We start from the raw sequence: 24,901 nt of genomic DNA on the forward strand, positions 1-24,901 counted from the left end.
CCCTTAGGCGGGGGCCTTTACCGGCATGTAGAGATCGCCTCCGTCACGGTATTTGGCTGACATTTCGGCCATGCCATCCTCCTTCGCCTTGGCGGCATCGCGGATATCGTGGCTGATCTTCATCGAGCAGAATTTCGGCCCGCACATCGAGCAGAAATGCGCCACCTTGTGCGCCTCCTTGGGCAGCGTCTGGTCGTGATAGGACCGCGCCGTTTCAGGGTCCAGCGACAGGTTGAACTGGTCTTCCCAGCGGAACTCGAAGCGCGCCCGCGACAGGGCATCGTCACGCACCTTGGCCGCAGGATGGCCCTTGGCAAGGTCGGCGGCGTGGGCGGCGATCTTATAGGTGATGACCCCCACTTTCACATCGTCACGATCCGGCAAGCCAAGGTGTTCCTTGGGTGTGACATAGCAAAGCATAGCCGTGCCAAACCAGCCGATCATGGCCGCGCCGATGCCCGAGGTGATGTGGTCATAACCCGGTGCGATATCGGTCGTCAGTGGGCCAAGCGTATAGAAGGGGGCTTCGCCGCAGACCTCCAACTGCTTGTCCATATTTTCTTTGATCTTGTGCATGGGCACATGGCCCGGCCCTTCGATCATCACCTGACAGTCGTGCTTCCACGCGATCTGGGTCAGCTCGCCCAGCGTTTCCAATTCGGCAAATTGAGCCGCATCATTGGCATCGGCAATCGAGCCAGGGCGCAGGCCATCACCCAGCGAGAAGGATACATCATAGGCCTTCATGATCTCGCAGATTTCCTCGAAATGCTCATAGAGGAAGCTCTCGCGGTGATGGTGCAGGCACCACTTGGCCATGATGGAGCCACCGCGCGAAACAATGCCGGTGACGCGGTTGGCGGTCAGGTGAATGTGCTGAAGGCGCACGCCCGCATGGATGGTAAAATAGTCCACGCCCTGCTCGGCCTGTTCGATCAGGGTGTCGCGGAACACTTCCCATGTCAGGTTCTCGGCAATGCCGTTCACCTTTTCCAGCGCCTGATACAGCGGCACCGTGCCGATGGGTACGGCCGAATTGCGGATAATCCATTCACGGATGTTATGGATATTGCGACCGGTGGACAGGTCCATCACCGTGTCGGCACCCCAGCGGGTGGACCAGACCAGTTTTTCGACCTCTTCGGCCATGGTCGAGGTGACCGCCGAGTTGCCGATATTGGCGTTGATCTTGACCAGGAAGTTGCGGCCGATCGCCATCGGTTCCAGCTCGGGGTGGTTGATATTGGCTGGAATAATGGCGCGGCCACGGGCGACTTCATCACGCACAAACTCGGGCGTCACATAGTCAGGCACCGAAGCGCCAAAGCTTTCACCATCGCGCACCAGCGCCTCATGCGCCTGTTGGCGGCCAAGGTTTTCGCGGATCGCCACAAACTCCATTTCCGGCGTGATGATACCGGCGCGGGCATAGGCCAACTGGCTGACGGCCTTGCCGCCTGTGGCGCGGCGCGGTTTGTTTTTGACCGGAAATTCCGGCGTCATCTTCTCCGGCGAAACAAAGCCGTTATCGGCGGGCTGAACCTCGCGGCCTTCATACAGTTCGGTATCGCCGCGCGCTTCAATCCAGCTTTCGCGCAGGCGCGGCAGGCCGCGCTCAATGGCGATTTCGATGGACGGGTCCGTATACGGACCGGAAGCATCATAAACGGTGACCGGCGGTTCGTTGGCCGTCGGGTGCACCGAGATTTCACGCATCGGCACGCGGATATGCGGGTGGATCATACCCGCCTTGAACACCTTTTCGGATGCCGGAAGCGGACCCGTGGTGACAGTGAGTTTGGGAGTAGCAGACATGACAGGCTCCTTGCCCGAAGGCGTTGGAGACCCAGCACGCGGGTAAGGGGAATGGTGGCCGGACAGACTCCACCCGCAAGGGTGACGCGCAAAGGCAACCGCACCGTCCCTACGCCAGTGTGAACTGGATCAGGTTCATAGGGTCACTGCACTGCCTTACGGCCCAGCAGAATCTCAGCCCCTTGCGGGACCCCCCTGGTGAGACCTTGGTCTTGGGATGGGCCGCAACTTTTGTCAACCGATGGTTGCCTGATCAGGTGACGCGGCGTTTTTCCAGTTTGCGGGCCAGAGTGCGCCGGTGCATGCCCAAGCGCCGTGCGGCTTCGGAAATATTGAAATCAGTCTCGGCCAGCGTCTCGTGAATACGTTCCCACTCCAGCGTCTTGATAGAGGTAGGACGCGCCGTGATCTGGGCATCGGGATCACCGTCACCCTTGTTAAAGGCCGCCTCGATTTCATCGGTACCTGCAGGCTTGGCCAGATAGTGGCGCGCGCCCAGCTTGATAGCCTCGACCGCCGTGGCAATGCTGGCAAAGCCGGTCAGCACCACGATGATCATGTCGGGATCAAACGCATGCAAGGTCTGCACACAGGTCAGACCCGACGAAGTGCCCAGCTTCAGATCCACCACAGCATATTGCGGACGGTGATGCTCCAGCACCAGCGTCATGTCCTCGGGCGAGCGAGCCGACATGACCTGATAGCCCCGCCGCTCGAACGACCGGCGCAGGGTACGGGCAAAGGATTCGTCATCCTCGACGATCAGCAGCGTGGGGGAAGCTTCGGCCATATCTGTCATTTCGGGGCCAGAGCCTCTCTTGGCAAGCGCAACCTGATCTGGGTGCCGCCTTGTTTCAGGTTCTGGGCCTGCACCTCGCCGCCCAGAGTACGCATCACATTGACCAACAGGAACAGGCCCAGACCCGAGCCCGCCTTGCCCTTGGTGGACTGATAGGGCTGGCCCAGATGTTTGAGTATATCGTCCGGCATGCCCGGGCCATTATCGGTACAGGTCAGGATCAGCACTTCCTGATCGGCCACAGCATCCATCACCACCTCCGAGGCACCGGCCTCGGCGGCATTGTCCATCAGGGCGCTTAGCACCTGTTTCAGAGCCGGATCGGCAATGATGGACGGGTTCAGCGGCGACGGGCCGTTCAGGGTCAGGCTGACACTATTGCCTACCCGTTCGCGCCATTCGTCCACGACCTCATGCAAAAAATCGGACAGACGGCGAATGACCGGCGACTGGCCGCGGGCCGCACCCGCCGACATCAGGATATTGGTGACGATGGTTTTACAGCGCTCGACCTCGGACTGCATCTGCTCGACATCGGCCAGAAGATCGCTATCGGCGCGGATGGTCTTATCGTGTTTCCAGTCACCTAGAATAACACTGAGCGAGGCCAGAGGCGTGCCCAGTTCATGGGCCGCGCCCGAAGCCAGCAGCCCCATACGCACAATATGGTCATGCTCGGCGGCCTGCTGGCGCGTTTCGGCCAGCCACGCATCGCGCGCCCGCACATTGCGGATGGTGCGGCTGGCAAAGGCGGCCAACAGCACCGCGATCAGCACAAAATTAATCAGCGAGCCCTGCGCCAGAAGGCCAAGACGGGCATCGGCCCCGTCGGGCAACGGCATAGGGCGATGGAACAGGGTCAGAAAGGCCAGGGCTGCACTGGTACCCAGCACAAAGGCCCAGACATAGCGACGCTTGAGCAGCACCGCCGCCAGCACGATCTGCATCACGAACAGGGCCGAAAACGGATTGGTGGCCCCACCGCTGAAATACAGCATCCACGCCAGCGCGGCGGCATCGCTACAAAGCGAGATGAAGATTTCGCCATCGGTCACCGCACGGCGGCGCACCACCAGAGGCAGGCTGATCAGATTGAGGATCACCATGGCCAATGGGGCCAGCAATAGCCAACCCAGCGGCAAGGCAATGCCAAAGCCCCAGTGGACAATGGCAATGGTCAGCACCTGTCCGACCACAGCCAGCCAGCGCAGCTGGATCAGCAACAGCATGTTGCGGCGTCCCGCTGCTCCCGGGGCCAGAACGTTTTCGTCCGCCTGCCCTGTCAGCAGATCAAACAGCGACCCTGTCTTCATCTGTCGATCTGTCCTTAAAAGTCATGCTTTGCGCGGCGACGCTCGCGCATGACCAGCACCATGCCAAACAGGCTACCCGCTGCAAGACCAAACCATGTCAGGGCATAGACCAGATGGCTGTTGGCAAACCGCACCACGGTCAGGCCCGCCCGCGGGAAGGCATCGGGCGCGCTGTTCACGTCCGGCTGGGCATCGATGAAATAGGAGGCGGTTTTGCCCGTCACACCGCGGGCATCCAGAATGGCTTTGACCTCGCGGGCATACCAGTTGTTCGCCGCCGGATCATTATCACGCATGAAGCCGCTATGGCCTTCGTCAAGACGCAACAGACCCGTCACATTGGCCTGTTCGGGCGCGGGCGGGCGGGTGTCGGGTGTCTTCATTTCCGAAGGCACAAAGCCGCGATTAACCAGAACTGTGAAACCGCGATCCGTTTCCAGCGGTGTCATGATCCACCAGCCGGGGCCCAGATCGCTGACCGCCTTGACCGGTGTTTCCAGATCGTGACGGAAACGACCCGAGGCCTTTACACGCAGATATTCGTGATTATCGCGGGTAATGACGACATCGGGGGCCGGTGCATCAATAGGCGCAGCATGGATGCGGGTATCCACGCGCTGGATCAGCGCCGTCTTCCACGCCAGTCTTTGTACCTGCCAGATGCCCAGCCCCATGAAACCGGCAAACAGGAACATGAAGACTGTCACCACCATGATGCGCCAAAGGCGGCCCCCTTTCGGGAGGCCGCCTTTTTCGTGCGCGGATCGGGTGTTGTGCCCTTCCGTCATGTCATGATCCTCAGCCCATGCCCTGCATGGTGTGGACCGGCATCATATTGGTGTTCAGATGCCACATGACCCAGATCGAACCGGCCACTGCGATCACCACGATAATCAAGGTGAAGATCAGGGCCAGCATGTTCCAGCCGCCTTCCGATTTGGAGTTCATGTGCAGGAAATAGACCATGTGAACCACCATCTGGATGGCCGCAAAGGCCACAATGATGATGGCCGTGGCCTGAACCGGCAGAACGCCCGTCATCACCAGTGCAAACGGAATAGCCGTCAGCACAACCGAGGCGATGAAGCCGATCAGATAGTCCCGATAGGAACCATGATAACCGCTGTCATCATGGTGCTCGTCGAGGTGGGCGTCGTGGGTGTCGTGTCCGCTCATCGCAGCATCCCCATCAGATAGACAAAGGTGAAGACGCCGATCCAGATCACGTCAAGGAAGTGCCAGAACATCGACAGACACATCAGGCGTCGGCGGTTGGCCGGGATCAGCCCCTTCATCTTCACCTGCACCATCAGCGTCACCAGCCAGATGATACCGAAGGTCACGTGAAGACCGTGGGTGCCGACCAGGAAGAAGAAGGCCGACAAGAAGCCACTACGTTGCGGCGTGGCCCCCAGATGGATCAGGTGCGCGAACTCGTAGAGCTCGATACCGAGGAAGGCCAGACCGAACAGTCCGGTCACACCCAGCCAGGACAGGGTCTGCGTGACCTTGCCCTTCATCATGGCCAGCATCGCAAAGCCATAGGTGATCGACGAGAACAGCAGCATGGCCGTGTTCACAGCGATCAGGTTCAGATCGAACAGATCCTTGGGCGCGGGGCCTGCCGCATAGTTGCCACCCAGCACGGCATAGACCGCAAACAGGATCGCAAAAATGAGGCAGTCGCTCATCAGATACATCCAGAAGCCCAGCGAGGTGCTGTGGCCTTCCGGAAGGTGCGGTTCGTGGACCGGATGCCACAGGGGGTTACCCTGTGCATCCACATAGTCGGGGTTGATGGGAGCTTGAGCAGCGCTCATCGGATCAGCCCTCCGCTTTCAGTTGGGCAAGGGCGTGGGTACGAGCATCCTCGGTCGCCACGACCTCTTCCACCGGAATATAATAGTCACGGCGGTAGTTGAACGTATGGGCGATCGACACGGCAATCACGGCTAGGAAGCTGGCCGCAGCCAACCACCAGATGTACCAGATCAGCGCCATACCGCAGATACCGGCCAGAACCGAAATGATCAGGCCCGCACCCGTATTGGACGGCATGTGGATGGCTTCGAAGCCCTTGGTCGGACGCACATAGCCACGCTTCTTCATGTCGGCCCAGGAATCCGTATCGTGGATGATCGGAGTCTTGGCGAAGTTGTAGGCTGGCGGCGGCGACGAGGTCGCCCATTCCAGCGTACGGCCATCCCACGGGTCACCCGTCACATCACGCAGCTTGTCGCGGTTGATGATCGAGACAGCGAACTGGATCAACATAGCCAAGATGCCCACGGCAATGATGCACACGCCGACAGCGGCAATGATGAACCAGATATGGTAGGCCGGATCGTCAAAGACGCGCATACGACGGGTCACGCCCATGAAGCCCAGCACATAGAGCGGGGCAAAGGCGACCCAGAAGCCGACAACCCAGCACCAGAAGCTGACCAGACCCCACTTCTTCTCCAGCTTGAAGCCGAAAGCCTTGGGCCACCAGTAGTTGATGGCGGCGAACAGGCCGAACAGCACGCCACCGATGATGACGTTGTGGAAGTGGGCAATCAGGAACAGCGAGTTGTGCAGCACAAAGTCCGCCGGCGGAACGGCCAGCATCACACCTGTCATACCGCCGATCACAAAGGTCAGCATGAAGGCGATCAACCACATCATCGGCAGCTCGAAACGGATACGGCCGCGATACATGGTGAACAGCCAGTTGAATATCTTGGCCCCTGTCGGGATCGAGATAATCATGGTGGTGATGCCGAAGAACGAGTTCACCGACGCACCCGAGCCCATGGTGAAGAAGTGGTGCAGCCACACCAGGTAGGACAGCACAGTGATACAGACGGTGGCGTAAACCATCGACGTATAGCCGAACAGGCGCTTGCTGGAGAAGGTCGAGGCGACTTCCGAGAAGACACCGAACAGCGGCAGGATCAGGATGTAGACCTCGGGGTGGCCCCAGATCCAGATCAGGTTCACGTACATCATCGGGTTACCGCCGAAGTCATTCGTGAAGAAGTTGGTGCCGATGTAACGGTCAGCCGACAGCAGGGCCAGCGTCGCGGTCAGGATCGGGAAGGAGGCCACGATCAGGACGTTGGCGCACAGCGAGGTCCAGGTAAACACCGGCACCTTCATCATGCCCATGCCCGGCGCGCGCATCTTCACGATGGTGGCGATCAGGTTGATCCCCGACAAGGTGGTGCCGACACCGGCGATCTGTAGCGACCAGATATAATAGTCCATGCCGACGCCAGGGCTATAACCCAGCCCCGAGAGCGGCGGATAGGCCAGCCAGCCGGTGCGGGCAAACTCGCCCACAAACAGCGAGGCCATGACCATGATCGCACCCACCGTGGTCATCCAGAACGAGAAATTGTTCAGGAACGGGAAGGAGACGTCACGCGCGCCGATCTGCAGCGGAACCAGATAGTTCATCAGGCCCGTAATCATCGGCATGGCCACGAAGAAGATCATGATCACGCCGTGGGCGGTGAAGATCTGGTCATAGTGGTGAGCGTTCAGATAGCCCTCGGAACCGCCGAAGGCCATGGCCTGTTGCAGACGCATCATCACGGCATCGGCAAAGCCGCGCAGGAACATGACCAAGCCAAGGATCATGTACATAATGCCGATCTTCTTGTGATCGACGGTGGTGAACCACTCTTTCCAGAGATAGCCCCACAGTTTGTATTTGGTCAGCAGGGCCAGCACGCCCAGACCGCCCAGAACGACCACGGCAAATGTGACGTGGACGATCGGATCGGCAGGGATGGCTGCCCAGCTCAGACGCCCCAGCAAGGGCGTAGTTTCTACGATTGCTTCAGAAGCCATGACAGGACTCAGGATTGCGAGGCGGGCGTCTGGGACGCTGCCACGGCAGGAAGGGTTTGCGGGCCGAACTGGGCGGCATTGACGGCCACCGCTTCGGGAACCTTGCCCGGAGCGACAAGCGCCGCACCGGTCAGACGGTTGAACGGATCGGCACGCTCCAGCGAACGGGCATTCTGTTGACGGCGCAGATTGGCCTCGATAGCAGCACGTTCGGCTTCTTGTGGGGTGCAGACCTGCATCACATAGCTTTCGCCGGTGCCACCCAGAACAGCTGCGCCACGACGGGCGTGCTTGTCATAGACCAGTGGCCAGGTGTTATTGACGGCAGCAACACCCAGACCGCCCTTGCGGTCGATGTCCATCATTTCGCCCATGCACATCTTGCCCGGGGTGACGCACATATTTACCACCGCATCGAACAGCATGGCATCGACCTGGCTGTAATAGGTGACCGGCACCTTCTCTGACGGTTTTTCCAGTTCCAGATAGGTTTCGCGATCCAGGGTCTGGCCACCAGCACGGACCTTGGCCACCCAGGCGTCAAAGCCCTTCTGGTCCAGACCATGAGCGGCAAAACGCATGTTCGAGAAGCCGTCGCCCGAATAGTTGGCCGAGAAGCCGACATACTCGCCCGGACGGTTGATAACCGCGTGCAACTTGGTTTCCATGCCCGGCATGGCATAGATCTGGCCCGCCATGGCCGGCACATAGAACGAGTTCATCACACCGGTGGACGTAATGTGGAAACGCACCGGACGGTCTACCGGAGCCGCCAGTTCATTAACCGTGGCAATGCCGTATTCTGGATAGATGAACAGCCATTTCCAGTCCATCGCCACCACTTCAACCTGAAGGACCTTGTGGTCTTCGGTGACAGCTTGATTCTCGTCGATCCGGTCAAGCGGACGATAGGGATCCAGCAGGTGGGTGCCGGTCCAGGTCACAGCGCCCAGACAGATGATGATCAGCAGCGGTACCGCCCAGATCACCAGTTCAAGGTGGGTCGAGTGATCCCAGTCCGGATCATGTTCTTTCTCAACGGCCTTGTTCGAGGCGCGGTATTTCCACGCGAACCAGACGGTCAGCACCATAACAGGCACAATGACGATCAGCATCAACAGCACCGAGAAGACCAGAAGGTCACGTTGCTGGATAGCGATGTCACCGGCAGGGGCCAACACGGTGGCTTCACAGCCAGCGAGGGCCGCCATGATTGGCGCGAGGGCGAGCGGCCTCAGGCGACGTGATCTTATCACGCGCCGGGCCAGACTAACGGGGTGATCGGGCACAGTTTCGGTCATTGCACCCGCCCCGTAGCTCCGCTGCCTAATGCGCGACATTGGACAATCCGCCCTATCCCCTCATTCCTTTTGTCGGAGCAAAGGAGCGGTTCATTCATTCTAACAGTATGGGCGCTTAGACGCCCGGTCTCAGAGAACGGCATTTGTCATGAACGCTTCGGGCGCGCCTTCTTCCGAGTCCCTTGAAAGGGACGCCAGCCAGATCAACGCGCGGCATGGCAAAATCGACGCAGGCGAAATTGCAGTCGGCGTAATTTTGGGTCGAACTTCCGAATTTTTCGACTTCTTTGTCTATGCTATCGCCTCGGTCGTCGTTTTTCCGGCCCTGATCTTTCCGTATGCCGGTCCGCTGGGCGGCACCCTGCTGTCCTTTGCCGTGTTCGCCGTCGCCTTTCTGGCGCGCCCGCTCGGTTCAGCCTTGTTTATTGCAATCGACCGCAAATTCGGTCGCGGCACCAAACTGACTATTGCTCTGTTACTGCTGGGCGCATCGACGGTCTGCCTTGGCTTCCTGCCCAGCTATGAAACAGCCGGTCACTGGGCCGCTGTCATGCTCATCGTTCTGCGCATCGGTCAGGGTATCGCCCTTGGCGGCACTTGGGATGGCATGCCGTCTCTGCTGGCCATATCGGCACCGGCCGACAAAAAAGGCTGGTACGCCATGGTGCCGCAGCTGGGTGCCCCGCTGGGCCTCATCGTGGCTTCGGCCCTGTTCGGCTATCTGGTCGCCAAGCTGGCCCCGCAAGACTTTTACGCCTGGGGCTGGCGCTATCCGTTCTTCGTGGCCTTCGCCATCAACGTAGTGGCCCTGTTCGCCCGTCTTCGCATCGTTGTGACCCCGACCTTCCAGTCGGCCTTCCATTCTTCGGAACTGAAGCCGACCACCATTGGCGCGACCATCAAGGAAGACGGCGCAGGCATTCTTGTCGGTACGTTCGCACCGCTGGCAGCCTTTGCCATGTTCCACATGGTCACGGTCTATCCGTTGTCATGGGTCTATCTGTACACCGATGAAAGCCCCGCACGCTTCCTGATGATCGAACTGCTGGGTGCATGTTTCGGTGTTGTGGCGATCCTGCTCTCGGGCTGGCTGGCCGACCGTTACGGCCGCCGTAAACTGCTTGGTGCCTCGGTCGCGGCAATCGCTGTCTTTTCGGGCTTTGCGCCGCAACTTCTGGACGGCGGTGTGGCCGGTGAGCTGACCTATATGATTGTCGGCTTTATCCTGCTGGGTCTGGCTTTCGGTCAGGCATCGGGCGTCATTGCCTCGGGCTTCAGCGCCCGCAACCGTTATACCGCCTCGGCCCTGACCTCCGATCTGGCCTGGCTGTTCGGTGCGGGCTTTGCGCCGCTGGCCGCCTTGTGGCTGTCGGCAAGCTTTGGCGCGGCAGCCGGTGGCCTCTACCTGCTGTCGGGTGCGCTGATAACGCTATTGGCCCTGTGGCTGAACCGCAGTCTGGGTCTGGCCCGCGACTAGGTCGGTAAAAGGCTGAAACATTAAAGGGCGCATCCCGCAAAGGATGCGCCCTTTTTATACCGCCCGGAACTCGGCTCAGGCCTTGTGGTTCGCTACAAAACTCTGGAAGCTTTCCAGAAAACCACTCAGAAACTTAGCCGTTTCAGGGTTTGTGAATGCACCCTGCCCGTCAATCATATCCGGTTTGAACTGAATATAGGCCTCGATCTGGTTCATCTGGATCGTGTTCAAGAATCCCAGAACCGGACGAAGTGCCGCCTGTGCCACGGCGGTACCGATCGCCCCCGGCGAGGTACCGATCACCGCCACAGGCTTGCCATTAAAGCTGTTGGTACCCCAAGGGCGACTGGCCCAGTCGAGAGCATTTTTCAGACCGCCGGGTATTGAGCGGTTATATTCCGGCGTAACGATCAAAATAGCATCGGCCGCTTCGATCTCCGCCTTCAAAGCGCGGCCTTCGGCGGGATAGTCTGAATCGTAATCATAAGAATAAAGCGGCAAATCACCGATCGTGATTTCGCTGAAGCTCATGCCCTCGGGCGCAAGCTTTTCAAGCGCACCGGCCAGTTTGCGGTTGATAGACGCCTTGGCGAGGCTGCCGATAATAATGCCGACCTTGATGGCAGTCATGAGCGGGCTCCGGTTGAAATGGATATGCAGACTATCAATGCCTGCCCCTCCAAGCCGTTCCGAAAACCCGCGCTAGGTCATGCCTAGACCCGAACCTCGCGACGGTCGCGACCGGCCTCGCCAAACACACGCTGATAGCGTTCGATCTCGGCGGCATCGCCGGTGGCCTTGGCGCGGTTGTCCGACAGCTTGACCACCGGTCGCCCCGCCGCCTGCGTGACTTTGCACACCAGCGAAATCGGCGACAGTTCCGGCGTTTCAACCGGCGCACAGTCTCGGAAGTCGTTGGTCAGATTGGTGCCCCAGCCAAAGCTGGTCCGCACACGGCCTTTGAAATGGGCATGGGCGGTTTCAATCGTATCGACATCCAGACCATCGGCCAGAACCAGCAACTTGTCCTTGGGGTCCACGCCCTTGGACTTCCACCAGTCCATAATGATCTCGCCGCCCTCAATGGGCGGGGCGCTGTCGGGGCGGAAGCCCTTCCAGTCGGCCAGCCATGTTGGCGCGTCGGCCAGAAACGCCTCTGTGCCGAACGCATCGGGCAGCACCACCAGCAGATTGCCGTGATAGGTCTGACGCCATTCTTCCAGCACCCGATAGGGCGCATCGCGAAGCGCATTATCGTCATCGCCCGCCAGCGCCGCCACCACCATCGGCAGTTCGTGGCCATTGGTGCCGATGGCCTCCATGTCGTTATTCATGGCCAAAAGCACATTGGAGGTGCCGATAAAGGCATCACCCAGCCCCGCCTTCATCGCCTCGACGCACCAGCCCTGCCACAGGAAACCGTGACGGCGGCGGGTGCCGAAATCCGAGATCGACAGGTTTTCCAGCTTACGAAGGCGCTCGATCTTTTCCCACAGCTTGGTCTTGGCGCGCGAATAGAGAATATCCAGCTCGAACCGTCCCAGACGGGCCAGCGCGCCGCGCGCCCGAAGCTCGTTGATGATCGACAGGGCGGGGATTTCCCACAAGGTCACATCGGCCCATGACCCGCTAAAGGTCAGGCGATACTGGCCATCTTCGGTTCTCGCAAGTTCGTATTCGGGCAGTTGATAGGTCGAAAGCCAGGCCAGAAAATCGGGCGTGAAGATCTGCTTCACACCGTAAAACGTATTGCCGCCCAGCCAGATCAGTTCGCGATTGGTGAACCGCAAGGTGCGCGCATGATCCAGTTGCGCCCGCAGTTCGGCCTCGTCGATTTCCACCGCCAGCTTCACCGAGGTCGAGCGGTTGATGACGCTGAACGTCACCGGCACATCGCCGAAGCGACGCCAGATCAGTTGCAGCATCAACAACTTGTAGAAGTCCGTATCCAGCAAGCTGCGGACAATCGGGTCCAGTCGCCAACTATGGTCATAGGCACGTTTGGCCAGATCAACACTGGGCATGGATTAGAGGCTCTCCGGTGCGGGCGGCGCGTCGCCGGTCGTGATGACGCGTCCTTCCTTCTCCGGTTTGATATACGGCGCAGGTGTGGGTGTTGTCATGTTCCCGCGCATCAAAGAACGCCCCGCCGTCAGGCCGCCCGCCAGTTGCAAGGTCAGGCGTTCGCGGTCGCGATGACGTACCTCGGCTATGGTTTCTTCGATCTCGACATCCGGCACATCCAGTTCACGCAGCACCTGCGCCCCGAAAGCCAGAGCCGATTCAAACGTCTCGCGGATTTCAAAATCAACGCCCGACTGAATAAGCCGTATCGACGCCCCGCGATCAAAAGCCCGCGCATAGACTTTGACATTGGGGAATTCGTGCTTGAGCAACTGCACGATATGGTCGGTCGCTTGCGGGTCATCGATGCAGACCAACACCGCCTCGGCCTTGGTCACACCCGAAGCGCGCAAGGTGTCCAGACGCGTTCCGTCGCCATAATAAACCTTGAAGCCGAAGGTGGCGGCGGCCTGAATCATGTCGATGTCTTTTTCGATGATGCTGACATCCACACCGCGTGCCAGAAGCGGCTGTGACACTACCTGCGAGAAACGGCCAAAGCCGATAATCAGCACGCGCCCTTCCAGCTCACTGGCCGCATCCACGTCATCGACATCCTCAATGCCGCGTTCTTTTTCCGGCGGCATCAGACGCGACAGGGCCAGTGTCGTCAGCGGCGTCAACGCCATCGAAAGGATGACAATGGCCGTCAAGGCTGCACTGGCCTGTGCGCCAATCACACCGGCTGTGGCCGCCGCGCTATAGAGGACAAAGGCGAACTCGCCCCCTTGCGCGAACAGGGCCGCCCGCTCGATCGCCTCGCGGTTGGACGCCTTAAACACGCGGGCCACGACATAGATCACCAGCGCCTTGGCAAGCATGAAGGCGGCCAGACCTGCCAACACCACCTTCCAGTCATTGGCTACCACCGACAGGTCCAGCGCCATGCCGACTGACAGGAAGAACAGGCCCAAAAGGATGGCGCGGAATGGCTCTACATCGGCCTCTAACTGATGGCGGAAGGTAGAATCCGACAACAGCACGCCCGCAAGGAAGGCCCCCATGGCCATCGACAGCCCGACAGAATCCAGCAGCCACGCCGTACCGGCCACCACCAGCAGAGCCGAGGCGGTCATCACCTCGCGGCCACCATTACGGGCCAGAAAGCCGAACACCGGATTGATCAGATAGCGCCCGAAGGCAAGCACGCCTGCCACGGCCGCAACCGCAAAGACGATAACCTGCCACAGAGGCTCGCCCGTTCCTGTGTCGGCAACAGGGGCCATCTGCGCGCCCATAACCGCAACAATGGCCAGCAGCGGCACGATGGCGAGGTCTTCGAACAAAAGTACCGAAACCGCCCGCCGCCCGGCCTCGCTGCCCAGTTGGCCGCGTTCCTCCAGCATCTGCATGATGACGGCGGTCGAGGACATGACAAAACCCATCGCCCCGACAAAGGCCACGGGCGCAGACACCCCCGCCGCCATGGCAATCAGGGTCAGGGCCAGGCCCGACAGTCCGACCTGCGCCGTGCCAAGGCCGAATATCTCGCCCTTCATGGCCCAAAGACGACTGGGCCGCATCTCCAGTCCAATGATGAACAGGAAGATGACCACGCCGAACTCGGCCACATGCAGGATGGTCTGCGGTTCCTTGACCAGAGCCAGCCCGAACGGGCCAAGCGCAAGGCCCGCGACCAGATAGCCCAGCACCGAACCCAGACCGATCTTGCGGAAAACCGCCACCCCGACCACGCCTGCACCCAAGAGTGCAGCGACATGCCCCAAACCCATGCCGGCAGTTTCTGCGGCCATGCCACCCTCGCTTGAAACACAGCCGCAGCGTCGCGAATGCGATCTGCCCTGCCCAATCCGCTAAACGAACAGCCTATTTTGTCGTTCCCGCAAAGCTCTTCGGCAACCACCTGTTTAAATCGAGGCCCTCCTTGCAGAGGACATCGGGGGAACCTGACACCCTTTGCGCGCCTTTGGAAACTATCCCCCGTCGTCAACCCGCAAGGAGCCACCATGAAAATCCGCGATCTTATGAGCAGCGATATCCATATCGCCCGCCCCGAAGACAGCCTTCAGCATGTCGCCAGCCGCATGGCCGATGGCGATTTCGGTTTCATGCCCGTTGTTGAGGGCGAGCGCCTGATCGGCACGATTACCGACCGCGATATCACCGTGCGGGCCGTGGCACGCGGGGCCAGTCCAGAACAACCGGTTTCGGAGTTCCTGTCACGCGATGCCATCACGGTTCTGGACACCGATGAACTGAAAACCGCGCTGGACCTGATGAGTCGTGCCCGCATCCGCCGCTTGCCCGTCATCGACAAGCATTCTCGACTGGTGGGTGTCGTGTCCCTGGGCGACCTGTCCGTAAAGGTTAAGGAACGCTATGCCGGTGAGGCGCTGGAAAGCATATCCCAGCCATAAAATATTGAATTGCGACGTTATTCATAGCCAACCCCGTTGAGGCTCGGTAACCATCTCTCCCAAGAGGTCGATAACCGCTATCGGCTAAGGTTACCGACCAGAGGTACGGGGTAGGCTTAATGGCACGCGCACAATTCCAAAAAGGTCAAAAGGTCTGGGTCGAAAGCGTCGGTCTATGGGCCGAGGTCGAGAAGGTGATTCCGGTCTGGGCCAAGGGTTTCGACGAGCCTGTGCGTGTCACATATGAAGTGGGTCTGGGACGCGAATTCCAAAGCCATGAACTACAATCGCCCGAAAGCGAGGCGCTGAGCAGCAATCTGGGCACTTGGCGCGTGCTGCGGGCGCGCAACAAGTGGCAGGACCAGAACGACTGCGCGCACCACCCCTTCCCCGGCAGCTATCCTGTGGTGGTTACGGATGATGCCGACTGGGGCGGATGGCGCGTCCCCGGTGCCGAATATGACCGCCTGCCCGAAAAAATCGAACAACAGGCCCGCATTATTGCCAGCGCCCCGCAAATGCTGAACATCCTGAACCAGTTGGTTGAAAGTGTGGACGAAGCGCCGCAGGACGCTCCGCCCGAGACGCGCCGTCTGGCCGAAGCGGCCAAGGCTGTTCTGCGCCGTATCCAGAGCCAACCCCTGCCTCCGCGCAAAGCGGTATCTGCCGAAAAAGCCGAAATTACCCCCGTCGCCAACACCGGCGAGCCGATCGCCTAAAGTCCCCTATCTGCCACGTCCGGTCCCTCTCGACACGACTTGGCAAAACAGCCTAGGTTTCCTTTGTCGGACACGGTTAAGGAGCCTTCGGTGTGCGTGGGATAGAACGCCGCAGCGATGGACGCGGAAGGCGAACCACAGACCATCCGGGTCTTTGGGGACGCCCCTATGAACGCGCCCTGTTTCTGTCGGCCCTGCTAATCCTGTCGATGGCTCTGTTGCTGGTTGCACGGGACCAGTCGAGACCGGAACGCGAACTGGATGGCCTTAACCATGATGCGCTGGTGCTGGATGCCAGACTTTATGCCCAGACCATCGCGCAACAATTGGCCGATCTGGATCGCCTGTTAAATCTGGCCGAAACCCATTTGGCGAGCGCTCCCGGTCAGCCGTTACAATCGCTGGAAACCGCTGTCGCCAGCTTGCCGCATAGCGGCATACTGCTGTCAACGGCACAGGGCACACCTCTGGTGGCTGTGGGACGCAAAACTGCTGCGGGACACAAAGCGACACAAGGGGCCAGTCTTGCCGATGATAATCTGAGCCTTGGCCGCACTCTTGCCGACGGCAAGCAACTCAATACGTCCATTGCGGCGATCGCGCCCGTTTCAACAGGTCGGGATGTGCGTCTTGACTTGCGCCCCGTCGCTCAGTTGCCCCCTGAACTGTTCAACTCACCGACAGGGGTGATCCTGCCGGACCCTCAAGGCACAGAACGTGTCACCACCGCCTTCAAGGTCGGGGACAGCGGACTGGCGGTCGTGGCCGACCGTCCGGCCCGATCCTTGCTGGATCGCTGGCGCGATGATGCCAGCCTGTTGGTTATACCTCTGGCTCTGGGTGTGGCCCTGCTGCTGTTTCTGGCCTTACAAACCTTCCGGCAGGATCGCACCTCGCGCCAATGGGCCGATACCGAGCGCCGTTTTCGGATCGCGGTCGAAGCGGCACAGTGCGGGGTCTGGGACTGGGATATCGACAAGGGCCAGTTGCAACTGTCCGACTATATGGCCGCCTTGTTGGACTTGCCCGCTGGAACCTTGTTGAGCACCGATGCCCTAGTCCAACGCATCCACCCACGTTTTCGCGACAGCTTTGTCTCGGCCCAAAGCCATGCCCGTGAAACCGGGCATTTCGAGCTGGCTTTCCCGGTAACTCTGAACGATGGCAGCCTGCGCTGGATTGATGCCCGCGGCCGTGCGCGAAAACAGGCACCGGGAACGGCCCACCGTCACATCATGGGCATAGCCCTGGATATCACCAAAGCCCGCCGCGCCAAGGCCCGCGCCAAAGCCGCCGAGGATCGTCTGGTCGACGGTATCCAGAGCGTATCGGACGCTTTTGTACTGTTCGACAGACAGGGCCATCTGGTGATGTGGAACCAGGCATTTCAGGATGCCTTCGATTTTCCGGCAGACGCTCTTTATCGCGGGGCGCTCAAGAACGACCTGAACCGTATCGCGGCACAGGCGATCCGCACCGAACACCGTCTGGAGACGCGCCGTGCAGGGGTGCGCGAAGTGGCCCTGAATGACGGGCGTTGGCTCCAGATGACCGAACGCTATACAGGCGATGGCGGTACCGTGGTGATCGCCGCGGATGTCACCCTGATCCGCCAACAGGAACATGACCGCCGCCGTGCCGCCGAAGAGTTACAGCGCACCGTCAACGAACTGGAAGCCAGTCGTTCGCGTCTGGCAACACTGGCCACCGAATACGAAGCGGCCATGACCCGCGCCGAGGCTGCCAGCCAGTCCAAGTCGGAGTTTCTGGCCAATATGAGCCACGAACTGCGCACGCCACTGAATGCCATTAACGGCTTTTCCGAAATCATGGCGGGCGAGATGTTCGGCCCGTTGGGGGATCGTCGCTACAAGGGCTATGCGCTGGACATCCATAATTCCGGCAAGCATCTGCTCAGCCTGATCAATGACATTCTCGACATGGCCAAGATCGAGGCTGGTAAGCTCAACCTTTATTACGAACGGACCGATCTGGCGGCGTTGGGGCGCGAGGTGGTACGCTTGATGCGCGGGCGCGCCGAAGAGGCCGGTCTGGCCCTCGCGCTGGATTCGTCCGGTATGATCGAGGCCGAGGTCGATATGCGGGGCATGAAACAGGTCTTGCTGAACCTTGTGTCCAACGCCATCAAGTTCACACCACGTGCTGGCCGTGTGACACTGGCGCTAATGCCGCTGATCGAACGTCCGGGCTATGTTCGTGTCGCCGTCAAGGATACCGGTATCGGCATTGCCGCCGACGATATCAAACGTCTGGCCCAGCCCTTTGTGCAGGTCGAAAACCAGCATGCCAAGACCACCCAGGGTACCGGACTGGGGCTGGCACTGACCAAATCCCTGATCGAAATGCACGGGGCCAACATGGTGATCGAAAGCGAACTGGGAAGCGGCACAACAGTGTGGTTCGACCTGCCGGTCAGGGCAGCACAGACAACGGGCGATCCATCAGAAATCGCTGCTTAGACCCCAGCCGATACACTGACGTCTGCCGCTTAATGCGAGTGCGCTTTACCGTGTTCCGAAGAGCCATCCTTGGAATGGCTGTGCGGGCGATAACGCGCCAATATGCGCGCCAGTGCTTTACGATCCTCGGGCTTCTGATCGTTCAGGATTTCCACGGCACCGGATTCCAAGCGTGCCCGACCGCGTATTTCCGAAGCGCGTGATTGTTCTAGAAGACCCGCGACGACAACGGGATCAAAATCATCCGATGCGGTGATAGCAATAGCCTGACGACGGGCTGCACGCGCTTCCTGAAAATCAGGGCGGGCGGCCATGGCCACATCACGAAGCCGGACCTCCATCGCGGCAGCCACTTCGGGCGAGCGCGTGCTGACCATTTCCATCAGCGTGTCTGTACGGGTCGTGCGGGTCATACGCTCGGCTTCGCGCGCTTCACGCGCCGTGATCCAGACTGCTGTACCGCCAGCCACCAAAAACACGTTCAGCGCCACCGATGCGACCAATGCCAGTTTGATCTTGCGTGAAGCCATTAGCGAGGCACCTCCAAAGATACCAGTTCCAGACCCAGCACCTCGGTATCGTCAGTGCCTTGCAGACTGGCCTGATAGAAGACGGCTTCAGCCTGCATCGGCGCGGCCAGATGTTGGGCCAGACCCACACCCAGAAGTGCACCAGCCACCGCTGTTGCCATCACACCCGCCCCCGACCACAAGGTCCATGCGGACCAGAGTCCACGCGGGCGACGACTTGACTGCAGGCCCGCGCCAACAGCCGAGGCAAGGACGCGCTCACGCAGGTCCGCGCTAGCGGTTACAGCGGGCAGGCACAAAAAATCATCCAGAGCCGAAGCCTCATTCCAAAGCGCTTGCAGATTGGCGCTGCCGGCCAGTGCCGTTCGGGCGGCGGCTACCTCGTCCTGCGGCCAGCCGGTCCAGCGTGCCCCATAGGCATCCAGAAGATGTATAAATCGTGCTTCAGTCATCATCGTCTCATGCCCCCGTTACGGGTTACCGGTGCCATATCCGCCAGTGACAGCCGCAAACTGCGCCTCGCCCGCGAGAGCAGGCTTTCCAGCGCCTCTACACTGACCCCCATCAGTTGCGCCGCTTCGATATTGCCCAGTTCCTGATAGTGACACAGAACGATAGCCTCGCGTTGTCGTTCCGGTAGTTTCAACAAACCCGACTGGACCCTGGCTCCCGTCTCGGCGGCCAGAAGTCCCCGATCGGGTGCCGGTGAATCGTCCACCATTTCGGGGATGTGATCGACCGGCGTCTCGCGTTTGCGTCGCAAGCGATCGTAGCACAGATTTAAGCCCACCCGATGTAGCCATGTGTCGAACCGCGCCTGCCCCGGCTTCCATTTCGGAGCCTGTTTCCAGACGCGCAACATGGCTTCCTGAGCCACATCCTCGGCCTCTACAGGATCGCCCAGCATGCGCGTGGCCAGCGACAGAAGACGCGGCAGCTTGCGCGCCACCATGGCCTGAATGGCCGCGGGATCGCCCACGGCCACACGGCGCAAAAGTTCCTCGTCGGGATCGGCGGATGTCGCCAAACCAGCCTCGCACTTGGTTAAACTGCTGGGCGGGCGGCAAAACCGCCTTCCCCGTCACGACCCTACTCCGAAACCGTTGCCGAAGGCGACGGCTGACGAGCAGCGCGTTCACCGCGGCGCATCTCACGCATCGCCTGGTGCGCGGCACGTCGTTCCTCGCGCGTCACCTGACCGTCGCGATTGGCATCCAGAGTGGCAAAGCTTTCGCGGGCCTTTTGTTCAGCCGTGGCCAGATCAATCGTGCGATCGTTCATGTTCATACGCGCCATATGCTGGCGACCTGTGCCACGATGGCCAGCAACACGATCCCTTCCAGCAGGGGCACCCATGCGATGTGCGCCTTCACCGCGTTGCATATGCTCCATACGGGTATGGCCTGCCGCAAACTCCTCGCGGCTGATCTGGCCATCGGCATTGCTATCCAGGCGTGTAAAACGGGCTTCGGTCCGCTCGGCGCGCATCTTGTCGTGGTGGGCACGGCGTTCCTCGGGCGTCACCTGTCCATCATTATTGGCGTCAGCAGCGCGCAAACCCTGCATACGGCGCGCGACAAAATCGGCCTCGCTGATGGGGGCGGCCGTTCTGGCCTGCGGAGCGCGCGCCGCTGCGGGGGCAGCTTGCTGGGCTATGACGGGCGTGGCCACGGCCATGACAGCCACGACGGCCAAACTGTTCAGCAGATGTTTCATCTCTCTTGGTCTCCATGGGCCGCGAAGGCCCGATGTTGTCCCTGTCAGAGAGATTGAACGCACACGAATCAGTTTTCCGTCGCTCTGCCCTCATCGGGGGTCGCAAGCGGCGACGGCAGAACCTGATCCAGATGCGCCCGCGCCTGTTGCCGGATATTGGTCAAGCTTGCCTTCAGCGTCGCAAAATCGGGCTCTCCGACCACCTCGGCCAGTTTCTGCTGAAAGCCCGCCGGTTCCAGATCAAGGTCCACCCGCTCGCCAAAAGCGCAGGTCATTACCTGCCCGACATGCTGGTGCAGCATCCATGTGCGGGCCATGACCGGATCATCTTTCAAGGCCTCCAGCGTCGACTGGGTAAGGGGGCCGCCCGATGCCGCCTGCATCAACTGGCGGTACTGGCCGACAAACTCGGCATCGACCTGTGCCCCCGCGCTGAGCTTCAAATCCCAGAAGCCTCTGGCGCGACGTTCGCGCTCCATCAGATCGCGCATCTTGCGGACATCGGCGGCGACATCGACACCGGGGCGCGGGCGGCGCAGCACGCCTTCGAGTGTCTGCTGAACCTTTTCACCAAAGGCTTCGCTGGTGGCCCACACCACCCGTGCTCGCGTCAGGGCCATGAACTCCCATGTGTGGGCTTCATGGGCATAATAGTCGACCATGCTGTTCAGATGCACCGAGACCGGTCCCTTGGAGCCGGTCGGACGCAGACGCATATCCACCTCATAGAGCCCGCCCTCGGCCGTATGCGCCGACAGGGCCGCAATCAGTCTCTGGGTAAAGCGGCCATAAAAGGTTTCGGGGCTCCAGCCCTTTTGGGCGCTCATGGCATCCGCCGGCGCGTTATAAATGGTCATCAGGTCAAGGTCCGACCCCAGCGACATCTCGCGTGATCCAGCCTTGCCCATAGCCACCACCGCCACTTCGCCGCCTTCCAGTGCACCGCCCATGCGGGCCGCCTCGATCAGGGCCGCACGCGACAGGGCCTGAATACAGGCATCGGCCAGCGATGTGGTGGTCCACCCCGCCTGACAGGCCGAGACACGGCCTGTGATAATATTCATCCCGATACGGAAGGCCTGCTCGCGGTGATGGCGGCGCACCACATTCATCGCGCTTTCAAAATCCTCGGCCGCGGCGGCTTCCTCGACAAGCTCGGTCGCCACCCCCGTATCTTCACCTAGCGGGGTTAGGAAGCGGGCATCCAGTACGCCGTCCAACGCCTGTGGCTGACGCCCCAGTACCCGTGCAAGACGGGGCGCAAAGGCCATGATCCCCACCACCATGTCGAACAGACGCGGTTGGTTCAGGAACAGGGCCTGCACCTGCACGCCAGTTTTCAGGCCGGAAAAGAAGGTCGCAAAACGGGTAAAGGCCACATCGGGCGCGCCGGTCGCGGCTGCGGCTTCCAGAAGGCGCGGGGCAAGACGGGTGAACAGTTCGCGCCCCCTTGCCGTGCGCGTGGCCTGAATACGGCCATGGTGCCAGCTGCGGATTGTGTCGGAGACACTGGACGCCTCGACAAAGCCCATACGGCGCAGGGTTTCCAGAGTGCCGGGGTCGTTTTCAACGCCGGTGAAAACCAGACTGCCATATTCGGAGGACAATTGTTCTCCGCCCTCGAACAACTGGCCATAGATGTGGTTCACACTGACCAGCAGCTCTCCGATATGGCGGTCGAACGCGGCCAGATCATCCTGACCATATAGCGCTGCCACCTTGGCGCGTCGGTCATCATCGACCGGCAGGGCGTGGGCCTGTTCGTCCTCCAGCATCTGCACGCGGTGTTCCAGATCACGCAGCACGCGATAGGCGGCATTCAACTGCTCGCAGGTTTGGGGCGTGACGTGGCCAGCCTCGGTTAGAGCAGCCAGAGCTTCCAGAGTGCGCGGGCTACGCAGGGCCGGATTGCGCCCGCCAAGAATCAGTTGCTGGGTCTGGACGAAGAACTCGATCTCGCGGATACCACCGCGCCCCAGTTTCAGATTAGCCCCCGCCGCCTCCAACCCTTCGCCCGTCTTATAGGTATGGATCTGTTTCTTGATCGACTGGATATCCAGCACGGCCTGATAATCGAGGCTACGGCGCCAGATAAAGGGTTGGAGATGGTCCAGAAACACCTCGCCCGCCGCCATATCACCGGCACAGACGCGGGCCTTGATAAAGGCGGCCCGCTCCCAGTTCTGGCCGACGCTCTCATAATAGGCCAGCGCCATCGGGGCCGACACCACAGGCGGTGTCGAGGACGGATCGGGACGCAGTCTCAGGTCCACGCGGAACACATAGCCCTCGCCCGTCCGCTCGGTCAGCAGGGTCGCCATGCCCTGTGCCAGGCGGTTGCAGAAGTTCTGCACCTCCACGCTGTCATCCAGTACCGCCGTCAGCACATCGGGGTCATAAAACAGGCTGAGATCGATATCGGACGAATAGTTCAGTTCAAACGCACCGCCCTTGCCCATGGCCAGCACAAACAGGCCGGGCACAGGGCCGCGCGGATCATCAGCGTCCGACAACAGCTTGCCGCGTCTGCGCCAGTCTGAGGCTGCTGAACGCAAGGCCGTCTGCGCCGCCGCATCGGCAAAACGAGCAATGGCCGAGGTGACCTGATCCAGCGACCAGGCCCCGCCCAGATCGGCTAACGCCGTCATCAGATGCAGTTCGGCCTTGAATAGGCGCAAAGGGGACTTGGTGTCCTCCGGCCCGCCTTCCAGCGTCAGGGTTTCAGCGATCAGGCCTTCCAGACGCTGGTCAGGATCGGCCAGCAGAATGGCATGCAGCATCTGTGGCCAGCGTCGGGCGATCCCGCCCAGATAGGACGAGGCTGCAAACACGGGAGCCAGTGATGGCCATGCCGCTTCCAGATCATCCTGCCAGTCCTGCTCGCGCGCCGCCTCGAACAACTGTTCATACAAGCGTTCCGCCGCGTCCGGATCGCTGACAGGGCCGCACGGGCTGATACGGGCGATCAGGGACTGGGTGTCTAGGGTCATACTGTTTCGTCAGGCGGTTTGATCGGGTGCCTCGGCAGGCGGCAGGACCAGTGCAACACGAAGACCGGGGCCGCGTCCATCATAAGCGCCCGGCCCCTCGGCCAATTCGATCCGCCCGCAATGGGCCTCGGCCACAGCCGTCACCAGCGACAGGCCCAGACCCGAGCCGGGCTCGGTACGGCTGCTGTCCAGACGCACAAAGCGTTGCAGCACCCGTTCACGGTCTTCCTCGGGAATACCGGGGCCGTTATCGGTGACCGAATATTCGATCTCGCCATTGGATTTGCGACGGGCGCGGAACATGACCGCCCCGCCCGCCGGTGTGTATTTGATGGCGTTGTCGATCAGGTTGGCCAAAGCCTGAGCGAGGAAGGGATGATTGCCCTCGACGAACAGATCGCTCTGGATTTCAGAGGCGAATTCTATGTCTTTTTCCTCGCCCGCATATTCATAAAGCTCGGCCATATCGCGGCCCAGAATGGCGGCATCGAACACCTTGGGATCGGGCGCACCACCGGCCTGAAGGCGGGCAATGGCCAGAACCGTGTTGAAGGTCTTGAGCAGGCTGTCGGCCTCGCCCAAGGCCAGCTCCAGTGCATCGACGCCGGAAATCCGGCCCGCCTCGGCATCGATCAGCGCCACCTCCAGCTTGGCCCGCATACGGGTCAGCGGCGAGCGCAGGTCATGGGCAATAGCATCACCCGCATGACGGATGGAGGCCATGGAGCCTTCGAGCCGGTCCAGCATGGTGTTCAGGCCGATGGACAGCTCGTCCAGTTCGTCACCCGAATGTTTGACGGGGACACGAACCTTCAGATTGCCTTCCTGCACGGCACCGACCACGCGGTTCAGACGTCCCATCGCTACTTCCACGCGGCGGCTGACAAGCAGACCACCGCCAATGCCCAGCACCAGCACAAAGAACATGGCCAGCCACAGGGCCTGGGTCAGGCGCGACAGATAGGCTTCGATATCGCCGACATCCTCGCCGACGAATAAATGTTCCCCGCCCGACAGCGCCGTGTCGATGCCGATGGACTGGCGTTTCTGCACCCGCCCTTCGGGATCGGTGTCGGTCAGGCGGAAGGTTTCCCACTCGCCACTGTCCACGCCGTCGGGAATGTCCGAAATATTAGCCGTAACGACTTTGCCGTCGGCATCGCGCAGACGGTACAGATATTTATCCCCGCGCAGGGTGCGATCCACCAGAGCCTGGTTGAGCGCATCGCCGCCGCGCGTCCGGTAGATGGCCACGAGGGTTTCCACCTCCGCGCGCACACTGGCCTCGGCCCGCGCCCGCGCCTCTGACGCCGAGGCCATATAGACATAGGCCATCACCGCGCTGGCCGTGGCCACAAACAGGGCCAGAAACAGCAGCGTCAGACGAAACGGCGTCCGTCTAAAAAGGGATGGCAGACGCAT

At 60.7% G+C, this 24,901-nt stretch carries 21 protein-coding genes and 1 riboswitch; of the genes, 4 read left to right on the forward strand and 17 right to left on the reverse strand.

Annotated elements, in window-relative coordinates; all coding sequences use genetic code 11:
• Positions 1-3 precede the first annotated feature (3 nt).
• The 8 genes from thiC to cyoA all read right to left on the reverse strand — a co-directional run bounded on the left by thiC (position 4) and on the right by cyoA (position 8,975).
• Positions 4-1,815, reverse strand: a complete 1,812-nt coding sequence (thiC, locus tag WEU32_RS13300; protein WP_406852231.1) for a phosphomethylpyrimidine synthase ThiC — start codon at positions 1,813-1,815, stop codon at positions 4-6.
• Positions 1,816-1,903: 88 nt separating this feature from the next.
• Positions 1,904-2,022: riboswitch (TPP riboswitch) on the reverse strand.
• A 46-nt stretch (positions 2,023-2,068) separates the two neighbouring features.
• Positions 2,069-2,605: a response regulator transcription factor gene (locus WEU32_RS13305; RefSeq protein WP_312138913.1), complete on the reverse strand. Its 537-nt coding sequence runs from the start codon at positions 2,603-2,605 to the stop codon at positions 2,069-2,071.
• 5 nt (positions 2,606-2,610) lie between these two features.
• On the reverse strand, positions 2,611-3,927 hold the full coding sequence (locus WEU32_RS13310; RefSeq protein WP_406852232.1) for an ATP-binding protein: 1,317 nt from the start codon (positions 3,925-3,927) through the stop codon (positions 2,611-2,613).
• 14 nt (positions 3,928-3,941) lie between these two features.
• A complete protein-coding gene (locus tag WEU32_RS13315) occupies positions 3,942-4,715 on the reverse strand; it encodes an SURF1 family protein (RefSeq protein ID WP_406852233.1) in 774 nt (257 codons plus the stop codon).
• A 10-nt stretch (positions 4,716-4,725) separates the two neighbouring features.
• Positions 4,726-5,103 (reverse strand): cytochrome o ubiquinol oxidase subunit IV, encoded by a 378-nt coding sequence (gene cyoD, locus WEU32_RS13320; RefSeq protein ID WP_312815795.1) that lies wholly within the window; start codon positions 5,101-5,103, stop codon positions 4,726-4,728.
• Complete coding sequence (cyoC, locus tag WEU32_RS13325) at positions 5,100-5,747, reverse strand: cytochrome o ubiquinol oxidase subunit III (protein WP_312138905.1); 648 nt, start codon at positions 5,745-5,747, stop codon at positions 5,100-5,102. The genes cyoD and cyoC overlap by 4 nt, the downstream gene beginning before the upstream one ends.
• A 4-nt stretch (positions 5,748-5,751) precedes the next feature.
• Positions 5,752-7,764 carry a cytochrome o ubiquinol oxidase subunit I gene (gene cyoB, locus WEU32_RS13330; protein WP_312815793.1) on the reverse strand — a complete coding sequence of 671 codons (2,013 nt, stop codon included), beginning with the start codon at positions 7,762-7,764 and terminating at the stop codon, positions 5,752-5,754.
• A gap of 8 nt (positions 7,765-7,772) precedes the next feature.
• Positions 7,773-8,975: a ubiquinol oxidase subunit II gene (gene cyoA / locus WEU32_RS13335; protein ID WP_406852234.1), complete on the reverse strand. Its 1,203-nt coding sequence runs from the start codon at positions 8,973-8,975 to the stop codon at positions 7,773-7,775.
• A 238-nt stretch (positions 8,976-9,213) separates the two neighbouring features.
• Between cyoA and WEU32_RS13340 the strand changes: the two genes are divergently transcribed.
• Positions 9,214-10,542: an MFS transporter gene (locus WEU32_RS13340; protein ID WP_312138899.1), complete on the forward strand. Its 1,329-nt coding sequence runs from the start codon at positions 9,214-9,216 to the stop codon at positions 10,540-10,542.
• Positions 10,543-10,617: 75 nt separating this feature from the next.
• Here the strand turns inward: WEU32_RS13340 and WEU32_RS13345 are convergent, their stop codons facing one another.
• The 3 genes from WEU32_RS13345 to WEU32_RS13355 all read right to left on the reverse strand — a co-directional run bounded on the left by WEU32_RS13345 (position 10,618) and on the right by WEU32_RS13355 (position 14,420).
• Positions 10,618-11,172 (reverse strand): NADPH-dependent FMN reductase, encoded by a 555-nt coding sequence (locus tag WEU32_RS13345; RefSeq protein ID WP_312815791.1) that lies wholly within the window; start codon positions 11,170-11,172, stop codon positions 10,618-10,620.
• Positions 11,173-11,255: 83 nt separating this feature from the next.
• Complete coding sequence (gene pncB, locus WEU32_RS13350; protein WP_406852235.1) at positions 11,256-12,566, reverse strand: nicotinate phosphoribosyltransferase; 1,311 nt, start codon at positions 12,564-12,566, stop codon at positions 11,256-11,258.
• Between the two features lie 3 nt (positions 12,567-12,569).
• Positions 12,570-14,420 (reverse strand): monovalent cation:proton antiporter-2 (CPA2) family protein, encoded by a 1,851-nt coding sequence (locus tag WEU32_RS13355; protein WP_406852236.1) that lies wholly within the window; start codon positions 14,418-14,420, stop codon positions 12,570-12,572.
• A 213-nt stretch (positions 14,421-14,633) separates the two neighbouring features.
• Between WEU32_RS13355 and WEU32_RS13360 the strand changes: the two genes are divergently transcribed.
• The 3 genes from WEU32_RS13360 to WEU32_RS13370 all read left to right on the forward strand — a co-directional run bounded on the left by WEU32_RS13360 (position 14,634) and on the right by WEU32_RS13370 (position 18,243).
• Positions 14,634-15,044, forward strand: coding sequence for a CBS domain-containing protein (locus WEU32_RS13360; RefSeq protein WP_312138891.1), 411 nt, complete (start codon positions 14,634-14,636; stop codon positions 15,042-15,044).
• 119 nt (positions 15,045-15,163) lie between these two features.
• Positions 15,164-15,763 (forward strand): hypothetical protein, encoded by a 600-nt coding sequence (locus WEU32_RS13365; protein ID WP_312138890.1) that lies wholly within the window; start codon positions 15,164-15,166, stop codon positions 15,761-15,763.
• Positions 15,764-15,855: 92 nt separating this feature from the next.
• Complete coding sequence (locus tag WEU32_RS13370) at positions 15,856-18,243, forward strand: ATP-binding protein (RefSeq protein WP_406852237.1); 2,388 nt, start codon at positions 15,856-15,858, stop codon at positions 18,241-18,243.
• A gap of 29 nt (positions 18,244-18,272) precedes the next feature.
• Here WEU32_RS13370 and WEU32_RS13375 read toward each other — a convergent pair whose 3' ends face one another.
• The 6 genes from WEU32_RS13375 to WEU32_RS13400 all read right to left on the reverse strand — a co-directional run bounded on the left by WEU32_RS13375 (position 18,273) and on the right by WEU32_RS13400 (position 24,901).
• Positions 18,273-18,773, reverse strand: coding sequence for a periplasmic heavy metal sensor (locus WEU32_RS13375; protein ID WP_312138886.1), 501 nt, complete (start codon positions 18,771-18,773; stop codon positions 18,273-18,275).
• Entirely contained in the window at positions 18,773-19,228 is a 456-nt protein-coding gene (locus WEU32_RS13380) for a hypothetical protein (protein WP_406852238.1), read from the reverse strand. Before WEU32_RS13380 ends, WEU32_RS13375 begins: the two co-directional genes overlap by 1 nt.
• On the reverse strand, positions 19,225-19,800 hold the full coding sequence (locus WEU32_RS13385) for an RNA polymerase sigma factor (RefSeq protein ID WP_312138882.1): 576 nt from the start codon (positions 19,798-19,800) through the stop codon (positions 19,225-19,227). Before WEU32_RS13385 ends, WEU32_RS13380 begins: the two co-directional genes overlap by 4 nt.
• 62 nt (positions 19,801-19,862) lie before the next feature.
• Positions 19,863-20,489 carry a hypothetical protein gene (locus tag WEU32_RS13390; RefSeq protein WP_406852239.1) on the reverse strand — a complete coding sequence of 209 codons (627 nt, stop codon included), beginning with the start codon at positions 20,487-20,489 and terminating at the stop codon, positions 19,863-19,865.
• Between the two features lie 68 nt (positions 20,490-20,557).
• Positions 20,558-23,479 (reverse strand): bifunctional [glutamine synthetase] adenylyltransferase/[glutamine synthetase]-adenylyl-L-tyrosine phosphorylase, encoded by a 2,922-nt coding sequence (locus WEU32_RS13395; protein WP_406852240.1) that lies wholly within the window; start codon positions 23,477-23,479, stop codon positions 20,558-20,560.
• A gap of 9 nt (positions 23,480-23,488) precedes the next feature.
• Complete coding sequence (locus WEU32_RS13400; RefSeq protein WP_312138877.1) at positions 23,489-24,901, reverse strand: HAMP domain-containing sensor histidine kinase; 1,413 nt, start codon at positions 24,899-24,901, stop codon at positions 23,489-23,491.

The organism is Brevundimonas sp. BH3, from assembly GCF_045345115.1.
GTDB lineage: Bacteria > Pseudomonadota > Alphaproteobacteria > Caulobacterales > Caulobacteraceae > Brevundimonas.